The following is a 12,701-nucleotide window of genomic DNA, read 5'->3' on the forward strand; positions in this document are numbered from 1 at the left end:
GGGAACATCATGGACGCTTTTAACTACCGGGACGGCGAGCTGTTCGCGGAAGGTGTCGCGCTGTCCGCCATCGCCGAGCGCTTTGGTACCCCGACCTACGTGTACTCCCGTGCCCACATCGAAGCGCAATACCGCTCCTTTGCCGATGCGCTGGAAGGCACGCCGAGCCTGGTGTGCTTCGCCGTAAAAGCCAACTCCAACCTGGGTGTACTCAATGTCCTGGCGCGCCTGGGCGCCGGTTTCGACATCGTGTCCCGGGGCGAGCTTGAGCGTGTACTGGCCGCCGGCGGCAAGGCTGACAAAATTGTGTTCTCCGGTGTCGGCAAGAGCCGCGAAGACATGCGCCGCGCCCTGGAAGTTGGCGTGCACTGCTTCAACGTCGAATCCACCGACGAGCTGGAGCGCCTGCAAGTGGTGGCCGCCGAGATGGGCGTTCGCGCGCCGATCTCCCTGCGGGTCAACCCGGACGTCGACGCCGGCACTCACCCGTACATTTCCACCGGTCTCAAAGAGAACAAGTTCGGCATCGCCATTGCCGACGCCGAGGACGTGTACATCCGCGCCGCGCAGTTGCCGAACCTGGAAGTCTTGGGTGTCGACTGCCATATCGGCTCGCAACTGACCAGCCTGCCACCGTTCCTCGACGCCCTCGACCGCCTGCTGGCGCTGGTCGACCGCCTCGGCGAGTGCGGCATCTACCTGCACCACATCGACCTCGGTGGCGGCGTGGGTGTGCGTTATCGCGATGAAGAGCCGCCGCTGGTGTCCGACTACATCAAGGCCGTGCGCGAGCGCCTCGAAGGCCGCGACCTGACGCTGATGTTCGAGCCGGGCCGCTACATCGTCGCCAACGCCGGCCTGCTGCTGACCCAGGTCGAGTACCTCAAGCACACCGAGCACAAGGATTTCGCCATCGTCGACGCGGCGATGAACGACCTGATCCGTCCGGCGCTGTACCAGGCCTGGATGAATGTGACGGCCGTCAAGCCACGCGCAGGCGAAGGCCGCAGCTACGATATCGTCGGCCCGATCTGCGAGACCGGCGACTTCCTGGCCAAGGAACGTCAGCTGGCCCTGGAAGAAGGCGACCTGCTGGCCGTGCATTCGGCCGGTGCCTATGGGTTTGTCATGAGCTCCAACTACAACACCCGCGGGCGTACCGCCGAGGTGCTGGTGGACGGTGATCAAGCGTTTGAAGTGCGTCGCCGCGAGACGGTAGCCGAGTTGTTTGCTGGCGAAAGCCTGCTGCCGGAGTAAGGTCATGTTGCTGCGTTTTACCAAGATGCACGGGCTGGGCAATGACTTCATGGTCCTCGACCTGGTCAGCCAGCACGCGCACATCCTGCCCAAGCACGCCAAGCTGTGGGGCGACCGGCACACCGGTGTCGGCTTCGACCAATTGTTGCTGGTGGAAGCGCCGAGTAACCCGGAAGTGGATTTCCGTTACCGGATCTTCAACTCCGATGGCTCCGAAGTGGAACAGTGCGGCAATGGTGCCCGCTGTTTCGCCCGTTTTGTCCTGGACAAGCGCCTGACCGCCAAGCGGCAGATTCGCGTCGAGACCAAAAGCGGCATCATCGAGCTGGATATTCGCAGCGATGGCCAGATCGGCGTCAACATGGGCGCGCCACGGCTGGTGCCGGCGGACATTCCGTTCCAGGCCACCGAGCAAGCCCTAAGCTACCCGGTGGACGTGGACGGCAAGACCGTCAACCTGGCCGCCGTGTCCATGGGCAACCCCCATGCCGTGCTGCGGGTGGATGACATCAACAACGCGCCGGTGCATGAACTGGGGCCGAAGATCGAAAACCACCCGCGCTTTCCCGCGCGGGTCAATGTGGGCTTCCTGCAGGTCATCGACCGTTCCCGTGCGCAGTTGCGCGTGTGGGAACGCGGGGCCGGCGAAACCCAGGCTTGCGGTACCGGCGCCTGCGCCGCTGCCGTAGCCGCGATCAGCCAGGGGTGGATGGATTCGCCGCTGCTGATCGACCTGCCCGGTGGACGCCTGTCCATCGAATGGGCAGGCCCCGGCCAACCGGTGAAAATGACCGGCCCGGCCACCCGCGTCTACGAAGGACAGGTCCGTCTATGAGTGAGCAAATCTAATGACTGATAAGCCTCAAGTACCCGCGCAAGCATCCCCAAGCGAAAGTCTGGAGGCCGCAGCCGTTGCGGCGTATCTGGAGGCTAACCCGGACTTCTTCGTTGAACACGAAGAACTGCTGCCGGCCCTGCGTATTCCCCACCAGCGCGGCGATACCGTGTCGCTGGTGGAGCGGCAGATGAAGATCCTGCGCGAGCGCAATATCGAAATGCGCCATCGGCTCTCGCAGCTGATGGATGTGGCCCGCGACAACGACCGCCTGTTCGACAAGACCCGCCGCCTGGTCCTGACCCTGATGGACGCCGCCAGCCTGGAAGAAGCGGTGATCGCCGTCGAAGACAGCCTGCGCCAGGATTTCCAGGTGCCCTTTGTCAGCCTGATCCTGTTCAGCGACAACCCGATGCCGGTGGGTCGCTGGGTCAGCGGCAGCGATGCCCAGACCGCGATTGGCGGCCTGCTGTCCGAAGGCAAGACCATCAGCGGCACCTTGCGCGAGCATGAGCTGGACTTCCTGTTTGGCGCCGAGCAGCGCCAGCAGATCGGCTCCACCGCCGTGGTTGCCCTCAGTCATCAAGGTTTGCATGGCGTGCTGGCCATCGCCAGCCGTGATCCGCAGCATTACAAAAGCTCGGTGGGCACGCTGTTCCTGAGCTACATCGCCGAAGTGCTGGGCCGCGTCCTGCCACGCTTCACCAGCGCATTGCGCGCGGTGCGCTAGCCATGGAACGACAACTGGACGCCTACTGCGCTCACCTGCGCAGCGAGCGCCAGGTGTCGCCGCATACCCTGGAAGCCTACCGGCGGGACTTGAACAAGGTCCTGGCGTTCTGCGAGAAACAACACATCGGCAGCTGGAAGGCCCTGGACATCCAGGGTCTGCGCAGCCTGATCGCCCGCCTGCACCAGCAAGGCCAATCCTCCCGCAGCCTGGCGCGCCTGCTATCGGCGGTACGCGGCCTCTATCACTACCTGAACCGCGAAGGCCTGTGCGACCACGACCCGGCCAACGGCCTGGCGCCGCCCAAGGGCGAACGCCGCCTGCCCAAGACCCTCGACACGGATCGCGCCCTGCAATTGCTCGATGGCGCCGTGGAGGACGACTTCCTGGCCCATCGCGACCAGGCAATCCTCGAACTCTTCTACTCCTCGGGCCTGCGCCTGTCGGAGCTGACCGGGCTTAACCTCGATCAACTGGACCTGGCGGATGGCCTGGTGCAAGTGCTCGGCAAAGGCAGCAAGACCCGCGTATTGCCGGTGGGCAAGAAGGCCCGCGAAGCCTTGCTGCTGTGGCTGCCCCTGCGCGCCCTGGCCAACCCGGCGGACGACGCGGTGTTTATCAGCCAGCAAGGCCGGCGCCTCGGGCCCCGGGCCATACAAGTGCGGGTCAAGGCCGCCGGCGAGCGCGAGCTGGGGCAGAACCTGCACCCGCACATGCTCCGGCACTCCTTTGCCAGCCACTTGCTGGAGTCCTCCCAGGACCTGCGTGCGGTGCAAGAACTGCTGGGCCACTCCGACATCAAGACCACCCAGATCTACACCCACCTGGACTTCCAGCACCTGGCAACGGTGTACGACAGCGCCCATCCACGGGCCAAACGCATTAAGGGCAGTGACTCATGAGCATCAAGCTGATCACCTTCGACCTGGACGATACGCTCTGGGATAACGTGCCGGTCATCATCAGCGCCGAGGCATCGATGCGCGAGTGGCTGGCGACCCACGCCACCAAGGTGGGCGACTTGCCCCTAGAGAAGTTTGCCAGCCTGCGCCAGCAGGTGCTGGAGCGTCATCCCGAGCTGAAATATCGCATCAGCGTGTTGCGTCACAAGGTGCTGCAATACGCCTTCGAGGAAGCCGGGTACCCGCTGCCGGAAGCGGCGCAGATGGCGGATGTGTGCTTTGAAGCGTTCATCCATGCCCGGCATCAACTCACGGTATTCCCCGAAGCGGAACCGATGCTGCAAGCACTGCGCCGCGACTATCTGCTGGGGGTGATTACCAACGGTAATGCCGATGTGCAACGTGTGGGGTTGGCGGACTACTTCCACTTTGCACTCCGGGCTGAAGACATTGGTATTGCCAAGCCGGATGCGCGGTTGTTTCAGGAAGCCTTGCAGCGCGGTGGCGTAGCGCCGGGCGCGGCAGTGCATGTGGGTGACCATCCAGGGGATGACATTGCCGGTGCGCAGCAGGCGGGGCTGCGGGCGGTGTGGTTCAACCCGGCAGGCAAGGCCTGGGAGGCCGAGAAATTGCCGGATGCCGAGATTCGCAGCCTGACCGAGCTACCCGACGTGCTAGCCCGCTGGAATGCATAACCTGATGATGAAGGGCTTTTGTGGCGAGGGAGCTTGCTCCCGCTGGGCTGCGAAGCGGCCCCTGAACCAGCCACGACGGCCTTTCTGAAAGACCGCGTCGACCCAACCAGGGGCCGCTTCGCGCCCCAACGGGAGCAAGCTCCCTCGCCACACACGCTCTTCATCCTTGGATGGGTGTTAGCCCTGACCATTTTGTTTCGCCCATGAAAAAGCCCGCAGCGACGGCGGGCTTTTTCAGCAAGCAGACAGCAGGCCTTAGATAGGCCGGCTGCCGTACTTGTTATCCGGCTTCTTCGGTGGATCTGCCACCACGTTAGCCTCGACTTCCTGCACTTTGCCGCCTTTGGCGAGGAATTCTTCCATCGCCCGGGCCAGCGCATCGCGCTCTTTGTTCTTGGCTTCTACGCTCGGCAACTCGTCAACCGACACTGCAGCCTTGGCCTTGCCCTTGGCTGCCGGGACCGGTGCATCGTCGCCACCGTCGTCGTCAGCCACGTCTTCGGCAGCCGCCTCAAGACCTTCCTCGGTTTCGTCGTCGTCGCCTACTTCGAGGTCGTCGTTTTCCAGATCATCGTCGCTCATGTTCTACCTCATGACTTGCGAAAAGCAGATTAGTTATAGCCCAGCTTCGCCGCCTGTCGACGGCCGCCGGAAAAAAATCAACATCCACCGGTTAACCAGTGGCTTATGCCCCATCACCGTGCAAGGTGGCGAGGACTTTACGAGCACCGCCATGATCACGGTGCTCGCCCAGATAAACACCTTGCCAGGTCCCCATCGCCAAGCGGCCGGCCCTTACCGGCAAACTCAGCTGACAGCCCAGCAGACTGGCCTTGAAGTGCGCCGGCAGATCATCCGGACCCTCGTCGTTGTGTTCATATCCCGCCGTGCCTTGCGGCACCAGCGCATTGAAAAAACGCTCGAAGTCACGGCGAACCGCCGGGTCGGCATTCTCGTTGACCGTCAACGAGGCCGAGGTGTGCTGCAGCCACAAATGCAACAGTCCCACCCGACAGGCCTTCAATTCAGGCAGGCCGGCGAGCAACTCGTCCGTCACCAGATGAAAGCCCCGGGGCTTGGCCCGCAGGGTTATCAGGGTCTGTTGCCACATACAGTTCTCCGCCTATCGGCGCGCATTCTAGCGCGCTCAGGGAAAAAACAAAGTGCCGAATACGCCTACATGCCTGTAAGACATTCGCACACTGAAAAGTGCAGTGCGGATCCCATCACAAAGTCGCAAAAAAACCCATACACCTTTAGCCACAGACAAACCCAAGGCAAAAAAATGCCCGGCAAGCCGGGCATCTTTTTTTCGCGTACTTACAAGTTGTAGCCGCGCTCGTTGTGTTGCGCCAGATCGAGGCCAACCGCCTCTTCTTCTTCGGTCACCCGCAGGCCCATCACCACGTCCAGCACCTTGAGGATGATGTACGTCACGATAGCGGTGTAGATGACGGTGAAGCCGACGCCTTTGGCCTGAACCCAGACCTGTGCGGCAATGTCGGTAGTAGCGGCGTTGAAGCCACCCATCGACGGTGCGGCGAACACGCCGGTCAGGATCGCGCCGAGGATACCGCCGATACCATGCACGCCGAAGGCGTCCAGGGAGTCGTCGTAGCCCAGTTTGCGTTTCAGGGTAGTGGCGCAGAAGAAGCACACCACACCGGCAGCCAGGCCGATCACCAGGGCACCCATCGGGCCCACGGTGCCAGCGGCTGGGGTGATTGCCACCAGGCCCGCAACCACACCCGAGGCGATGCCCAGTGCGCTTGGCTTACCGTGGGTGACCCACTCGGCGAACATCCAGCCCAGGGCCGCAGCAGCGGTAGCGATCTGGGTCACCAGCATCGCCATGCCGGCAGTGCCGTTGGCCGCAGCAGCGGAGCCGGCGTTGAAGCCGAACCAGCCGACCCACAGCATGGCCGCGCCCACCAGGGTGTAACCGAGGTTGTGCGGGGCCATTGGGGTGGTTGGGAAGCCTTTACGCTTGCCGAGTACCAGGCACGCTACCAGGCCGGCCACACCGGCGTTGATGTGCACCACGGTGCCGCCTGCGAAGTCGAGCACGCCCCAGTCGCCCAGCAACGAACCCGGACCGCCCCATACCATGTGGGCGATCGGTGCGTAGACCAGGGTGAACCAGACGCCCATGAAGATCAGCATCGCGGAGAACTTCATCCGCTCGGCGAATGCACCAACGATCAGCGCCGGGGTGATGATCGCGAAGGTCATCTGGAAGGTCACGAACACGGCCTCAGGGAACAACGCCGCCGGGCCGGTGATGCTGGCCGGGGTCACACCCGAGAGGAACAGTTTGGACAAGCCACCCACAAACGAGTTGAGGTTGACGACGCCTGCTTCCATACCGGTGGTGTCGAACGCCATGCTGTAGCCGTACACGAACCACAGGATGGTGATCAGGCCGGTGATGGCGAAGCACTGCATCATCACGGAAAGAATGTTTTTGGAGCGAACCATGCCGCCGTAGAACAGCGCGAGGCCTGGAATGGTCATGAACAGCACCAGCGCGGTGGACGTGAGCATCCACGCGGTGTCGCCGGAATTGAGGACTGGAGCAGGTACTGGGTCCGCCGCCATGGCCAGGGCCGGCATTACGAGGGACAACAGGGCTCCTAGCCCTGCGAATTTACGCAGAGTCATATTGTTTTCTCCTGGGGCGTTGGGGTTTGGCGGCTTAGATTGCGTCGGTATCGGTTTCGCCGGTACGGATGCGAATAGCCTGTTCCAGATTGACCACGAAGATCTTGCCGTCACCGATCTTGCCGGTGTTGGCGGCCTTGGTTATCGCCTCGATAACCCGGTCAAGATCCTTGTCGTCAATGGCGACATCAATCTTCACCTTTGGCAGGAAATCGACCACGTATTCCGCGCCGCGATACAGCTCGGTGTGACCCTTCTGCCGACCGAAGCCTTTGACCTCAGTAACGGTAATGCCCTGCACGCCGATCTCGGACAGTGACTCGCGTACATCGTCCAACTTGAACGGCTTGATGATGGCAGTGACTAGCTTCATGAAAACTCTCTCCCGAATTGGTGGACTTGCCCCAGGAAAACAAACCCGTCTCAAGTCTAAGCGCAGTGCCTGGCTTTGTAACGCTTCGTCGCCCTGGCATTTGCCATTGCGACGCTCGCTAACCACTGGTGACGAAACATGTACCGCTGGTCCGTCGGCGCACTGCATCGTCACAGCGACTGCATCAGTGCATGGGTCATGATCGTCTAAGCAGAAAGCTTGCCAGCTCCGTAAAAATCACTGAAATCAGTCCTTTGTTCGCCTGTGCCCACCTACCGGGCGCCACGACAGCGAAGATACGCACGAAAACGGTGCGCGACCGCCCGTCCTCATGCGCGAAAAGCGTGCGCCGCAGGGGCTGGAAAAGACTATAGACGCTGCGTGATACACTGCCGGCCAACAGATTTTCCGGACTATTTCCCATGCTCGCGCCCAAAGACCTCCTCGACGCCCTGAGCGGCCACGCCTCCCGCCTGTTCAGCAGCGACACGCCGCTGCCACGCAATGAAATTGAAAGCCAGTTCAAGGCGCTGCTGCAAAGCGGTTTCAGCAAGCTGGACCTGGTAAGCCGGGAAGAGTTTGATAGCCAGATGGTGGTGTTGGCGCGCACTCGGGCGCGACTGGAAAGCCTTGAGGCCAAGGTGGCGGAGCTGGAAGCGCGATTGACGCCTGCCGCCGAATAAGCCGGCCCAACCGGGGCAGGTTTCGCCTGTCCCCGTTAAACCGTTGCAACCCTCAGCTCACCCGCTGATACCCGCCGACAACCCCCTTCTTCGACAATACCCACTGCCACAGCTGGATATCCCGCGCGCGAAACGCCCCTGCACACGACAGCAGGTAATAGCGCCACATCCGGTAGAAGCGCTGGCCAAAGGTGTCTGCGAAATCCGGCCACGCCAGTTCGAAGTTTTCGCACCAGGCCATCAGCGTCTTGTCGTAGTCGGCGCCAAAGTTGTGCAAATCCTCGGCAACAAATAACCCGTCCATGGCGTCGCCGATCTGCCCGATCGAGGGCAAATCACCGTTGGGAAAGATGTATTTGTCGATCCACGGATCCGGCGTGCTGTTGCGTTGGTTCTTGCCGATAGTGTGTAGCAGGAACAACCCATCGTCTTTCAGGCAGCGGTTGGCGACCTCCATATACGCCCGATGGTTCTTGCGCCCCACATGCTCGAACATGCCGACACTGGCGATATGGTCGAACTGCTCGTCGATATCCCGATAGTCCTGCAGACGAAACTCGATCGGCAGATGTGAATACTTGGCCCGCCCCCACTCCGCCTGCTCCTTGGAGATGGTCACGCCGACACACTCGACCCCGTAGTGCTCGGCCGCATGACTCATGAAACTGCCCCAGCCACAGCCGATATCCAGCACGCGCATGCCCGGCTTGAGCCCCAGTTTTTTACAGATCAGGTCCAGCTTGGCGAACTGCGCCTGCTCCAGGGTGGTGGCATCTTTCCAGTAGCCACAGGTGTAGGTCATGCGCGAGTCGAGCATGCGTGCGTAGAAGTCATTGCCGAGGTCGTAATGTGCTTCGCCGACTTGCCAGGCGCGTTTCTTGTTTTGCAGGTTCAGCCAGCGGGAGCTGAACGCGTGAAACAACAAGGTGGCCGGGTTAGCCTGGTCGATCACGCCGGAGCGCATGAGGCGGAAAAAAAACTCATCCAGCGCCTCGGCGTCCCAGCCGCCATCCATGTAGTCTTCGCCAAGGCCCAGATTGCCCTTGGCCAGGGCGAGATCAAATGTGGCACTGTGGTGCAATTGCATATCGGCAGCCGATGGCCCGTTGACCTCGATCTGCGCCTGCGCCAGCAACTCCTTAACGAAGCGCGCTCCCTGAGACATCTCATCAGAACCGGAAAAAGAATGACGCGTTTTGTTAAGCACAGTTGCTCTCCAGAAATAGCGTTGCCTTTGATTCATACACTGCGAGAAATCTGGCCATGGAAGCGTCTGGCAAGGCCCTTAAGGCGTCATGGAAGCGCTGGCTGGGAACAGATGTAACAAATCTTATCCAGCCATTTTTTAAAGATATAATGAATTAATATTATGAAAACCATGCAAAATTGGAATGCAAGATGGACATCCGGGCGCTCCGTTATTTCGTAGAAGTCGTCGACCAGCAGAGCTTTACCAAAGCCGCTGTGAAGCTGCACCTGACCCAGCCAACAGTCAGCAAGATGGTGCAGCAATTGGAGTCGAGCCTGGGCCTGAAGCTGCTCGACCGCATGGGAAAACGCTTCACCCTGACGGACGCCGGGGAAATTGTGCTCAAGCGCGCCAAGGAAATGATCGCGCTGCACGATGAAATGACGGTAGAGCTGCAAGACTTGCAGCATGTCGGGCGCGGCGCCCTGCGCATGGGGCTTTCGCCCTCTACCCACCTCGCACTGGCGCCGATCTTTGCGGAGTATCACGCCCGTTACCCGAAGATCGAACTGAAACTGTTTGAAAGCGGCGGCAATATCACCATCCAGGATCTGCGCCAGGGCACGCTGGAGTTCGGCACCATCCTGGACTCGCCGCGCGTGGCGGACATCTGGTCCGAATTCGAATCCATGCCCTTGTTCGAATCGCCACTGTGCCTGCTCGCGCCCCATGACTCGCCCTGGCAAGGCCGCAGCTCGGTGGAGCTGAGCGAACTGCAAGCCTGCGAATTCATCTTTTACGATGACACCTTCACCCTGAACCAATTCGTACTTGATGCCTGTGCACAAGCCGGTTTTGAGCCGCGGATCAGTGGCCGCAGCAGCCAATGGGACTTTATTGCCTCCCTGGTACGACTGGGCGTGGGCATCACCCTGCTGCCCCGGGCATTCTGCGAAACCCTTGATGCGAGCCAGTTCAGCATCGCGGAAATACAGTCGCCGGCCCTGAACTGGCGACTGATGCTGGCGTGGCGGCGCCAGTGCAAATTGTCGTTTGCGGCGCAGGCGTGGTTGACGTTGGCGAAGGAGTTTCTGTGTGTGCCGCCGTCGGACCGCTAGCGCGATACGTTCTGTAAAACCTCGCCGCCGCGCGCCGCCATCACTCGACTACCCTTGAAAAACCGCAGGAAGCGGCCACTCATTTCAAGGAACCAGCATGTCCCTCGCCATCGTCCACAGCCGCGCCCAGATAGGCGTCGAAGCGCCCGCCGTCACTGTCGAGGTGCACATGGCCAACGGCTTGCCGTCGCTGACGCTGGTGGGCCTGCCGGAAACCGCCGTGAAGGAAAGCAAAGATCGCGTGCGCAGCGCCATTCTCAATTCTGCGCTGCAATACCCGTCCCGCCGCATCACCCTCAATCTCGCACCCGCCGACCTCCCCAAGGACGGCGGGCGTTTTGATTTGGCGATTGCCCTGGGGATTCTCGCCGCCAGCGTGCAGGTACCGGCGCTGACCCTCGACAACGTGGAATGCCTGGGCGAGCTGGCGCTGTCCGGTGAGGTGCGGCCGGTGAAAGGTGTGTTGCCGGCAGCCCTGGCGGCGCGCAAGGTCGGGCGCACCTTGATCGTGCCACGGGCCAATGCCGAGGAAGCCTGCCTGGCTTCGGGGTTGAAGGTGATTGCGGTGGATCATCTGCTGCAAGTGGTGGCGCACCTGAACGGTCACGTGCCGATCGAGCCCTTCGTCTCCAGCGGCCTGATGTACTTGAACAAACCCTACCCGGACCTGAGTGAAGTGCAGGGCCAACTGGCAGCCAAGCGTGCGCTGTTGATCGCTGCGGCGGGCGCCCACAACCTGTTGCTCAGCGGGCCACCGGGCACCGGTAAGACCTTGCTCGCCAGCCGTCTGCCGGGGTTGTTGCCGCCCTTGAGTGAACAGGAAGCGCTGGAGGTGGCGGCGATTCAATCGGTGGTCAGCCTGGCGCCGCTGAGCCATTGGCCACACCGGCCATTTCGCCAGCCGCATCATTCGGCATCCGGCCCGGCGCTGGTGGGCGGCGGCTCGAAACCGCAGCCGGGGGAAATAACCCTGGCCCATCACGGTGTGTTGTTTCTCGACGAGTTGCCGGAGTTTGATCGCAAGGTCCTGGAGGTGCTGCGTGAGCCGCTGGAGTCCGGGCATATCGTGATTTCCCGCGCTCGCGACCGGGTGCGTTTCCCGGCGCGCTTTCAGTTGGTGGCGGCAATGAACCCCTGCCCTTGCGGCTATGTGGGCGAGCCCAGTGGGCGCTGTCGCTGCACGCCGGAGCAGATTCAGCGCTATCGCAACAAACTCTCGGGGCCGCTGCTGGACCGGATTGACCTGCACGTGACCGTCGCCCGGGAAAGCACCGCGCTGAACCCGGGCATACAGTCCGGTGATGACACCGCCAGCGCCTCCGTCCTCGTCGCCGATGCCCGGGACCGCCAACAACGGCGCCAGGGCTGCGCCAATGCATTTCTCGATCTGCCGGGGCTACGCCAGCACTGCAAACTGAAAAAGGCTGATGAAGGCTGGCTGGAAAGCGCCTGCGAACGGCTGACGCTGTCGTTGCGGGCAGCCCATCGCCTGCTCAAGGTCGCCCGCACCCTGGCCGACCTGGAACAGGTGGAAGCCATCGCCCGCCATCATCTGGCGGAGGCCTTGCAATACCGCCCTGCTAGCGCGTCCTAGGCAACGCCAGGAGCAGCCCCGCCACTTCCATCACCTCATCCATCACCGCTTCAGCGGATTCAACGGAGGGTTTGAGCATCAAGTCATCGGCATAGCCCATGGCGACGGCGAACAGTTGCCGCGCGGCGCGCTTGGGCGACTCACAGCGGAACACTTTGGCCGCCACACCTTGCTCGATGATCTCGGCGAGCATGGCTTGCCATTGGGCGTTGATCACCAGGTAGGCCTGGGCCAATGGCTCGTCATGCATGGCTTCGTCCCAGGCATCCAGCCACAGCGCCCAACCGGCGTCTGCCGTGGAGGGCAGGCAGTCACGCAGGAACCCTTCGAGGGCTTCCAATGGTGGCAGATCCACCAGCGGCGCCCTCACCTCGTCCAGTTGCTCGTTGGCGAACCGCACGAACGCTTCGCGGCGCAGTTCTTTCCAGTCGCTGAAGTAGTGATAGACGTGGCTGCGGGACAGCCCGGCATGCTCCGCCAGGTCGCGGGTGGAAACATCGGCAAACCCTTTGCTGCGAAACAGCTCCAGGGCGGCGGCGATGATCTGGTCTTTACGGTCGATACGCGACATGAGGCTTTTCCTTCAGGCACCGGCAGATCGACGGCGCTTGCTTTTTGAGCGGTCGCTCAAGGATACTTGAGCAGTCGCTCAATACTAGCGTTT

General features: G+C 61.8%; 14 protein-coding genes. 8 read left to right on the forward strand and 6 right to left on the reverse strand.

The genetic code is table 11. The features are described 5' to 3' along the window. The first annotated feature begins 9 nt into the window (after positions 1-9). From lysA to HX821_RS04350, 5 genes are read left to right on the forward strand one after another with little or no spacing between them, the layout of a single operon-like run. Complete coding sequence (lysA, locus tag HX821_RS04330; RefSeq protein ID WP_008439346.1) at positions 10-1,257, forward strand: diaminopimelate decarboxylase; 1,248 nt, start codon at positions 10-12, stop codon at positions 1,255-1,257. Between the two features lie 4 nt (positions 1,258-1,261). Beyond that, entirely contained in the window at positions 1,262-2,092 is an 831-nt protein-coding gene (dapF, locus tag HX821_RS04335; protein WP_008439347.1) for a diaminopimelate epimerase, read from the forward strand. A 13-nt stretch (positions 2,093-2,105) separates the two neighbouring features. Continuing rightward, positions 2,106-2,822 carry a DUF484 family protein gene (locus HX821_RS04340; RefSeq protein ID WP_003208796.1) on the forward strand — a complete coding sequence of 239 codons (717 nt, stop codon included), beginning with the start codon at positions 2,106-2,108 and terminating at the stop codon, positions 2,820-2,822. Positions 2,823-2,824: 2 nt separating this feature from the next. Continuing rightward, positions 2,825-3,724, forward strand: a complete 900-nt coding sequence (gene xerC / locus HX821_RS04345; protein WP_008439350.1) for a tyrosine recombinase XerC — start codon at positions 2,825-2,827, stop codon at positions 3,722-3,724. After that, complete coding sequence (locus HX821_RS04350) at positions 3,721-4,419, forward strand: HAD family hydrolase (protein ID WP_008439351.1); 699 nt, start codon at positions 3,721-3,723, stop codon at positions 4,417-4,419. Before xerC ends, HX821_RS04350 begins: the two co-directional genes overlap by 4 nt. Positions 4,420-4,674: 255 nt before the next feature. Here the strand turns inward: HX821_RS04350 and sutA are convergent, their stop codons facing one another. From sutA to glnK, 4 genes are all read right to left on the reverse strand, one after another. Beyond that, positions 4,675-5,001 carry a transcriptional regulator SutA gene (sutA, locus tag HX821_RS04355; RefSeq protein WP_003208791.1) on the reverse strand — a complete coding sequence of 109 codons (327 nt, stop codon included), beginning with the start codon at positions 4,999-5,001 and terminating at the stop codon, positions 4,675-4,677. 103 nt (positions 5,002-5,104) lie between these two features. Then, complete coding sequence (locus HX821_RS04360) at positions 5,105-5,530, reverse strand: secondary thiamine-phosphate synthase enzyme YjbQ (RefSeq protein ID WP_003208787.1); 426 nt, start codon at positions 5,528-5,530, stop codon at positions 5,105-5,107. A gap of 209 nt (positions 5,531-5,739) precedes the next feature. Then, positions 5,740-7,080 (reverse strand): ammonium transporter, encoded by a 1,341-nt coding sequence (locus HX821_RS04365; protein ID WP_008439352.1) that lies wholly within the window; start codon positions 7,078-7,080, stop codon positions 5,740-5,742. Between the two features lie 34 nt (positions 7,081-7,114). After that, positions 7,115-7,453 (reverse strand): P-II family nitrogen regulator, encoded by a 339-nt coding sequence (glnK, locus tag HX821_RS04370; protein ID WP_002555808.1) that lies wholly within the window; start codon positions 7,451-7,453, stop codon positions 7,115-7,117. A gap of 473 nt (positions 7,454-7,926) precedes the next feature. On the opposite strand from glnK, the gene HX821_RS04375 reads away from it, so the two are divergent. Then, the gene (locus HX821_RS04375) at positions 7,927-8,136 is read left to right on the forward strand and encodes an accessory factor UbiK family protein (protein WP_371103568.1); all 210 of its coding nucleotides are present in this window, start codon (positions 7,927-7,929) and stop codon (positions 8,134-8,136) included. Positions 8,137-8,188: 52 nt separating this feature from the next. Here HX821_RS04375 and cfa read toward each other — a convergent pair whose 3' ends face one another. Beyond that, the gene (gene cfa, locus HX821_RS04380; RefSeq protein WP_003208781.1) at positions 8,189-9,271 is read right to left on the reverse strand and encodes a cyclopropane fatty acyl phospholipid synthase; all 1,083 of its coding nucleotides are present in this window, start codon (positions 9,269-9,271) and stop codon (positions 8,189-8,191) included. A gap of 263 nt (positions 9,272-9,534) precedes the next feature. Between cfa and HX821_RS04385 the strand changes: the two genes are divergently transcribed. Then, entirely contained in the window at positions 9,535-10,443 is a 909-nt protein-coding gene (locus HX821_RS04385) for a LysR family transcriptional regulator (protein ID WP_003208779.1), read from the forward strand. Between the two features lie 97 nt (positions 10,444-10,540). Continuing rightward, a complete protein-coding gene (locus tag HX821_RS04390; protein WP_087693705.1) occupies positions 10,541-12,037 on the forward strand; it encodes a YifB family Mg chelatase-like AAA ATPase in 1,497 nt (498 codons plus the stop codon). On the opposite strand, the gene HX821_RS04395 is transcribed toward HX821_RS04390, so the two are convergent. After that, positions 12,024-12,608 (reverse strand): TetR/AcrR family transcriptional regulator, encoded by a 585-nt coding sequence (locus HX821_RS04395; protein WP_177035333.1) that lies wholly within the window; start codon positions 12,606-12,608, stop codon positions 12,024-12,026. The genes HX821_RS04390 and HX821_RS04395 overlap by 14 nt on opposite strands. Positions 12,609-12,701: the final 93 nt, after the last annotated feature.

This window comes from Pseudomonas sp. B6001 (assembly GCF_013386015.1).
In the GTDB taxonomy this organism is placed as follows: Bacteria; Pseudomonadota; Gammaproteobacteria; order Pseudomonadales; family Pseudomonadaceae; genus Aquipseudomonas.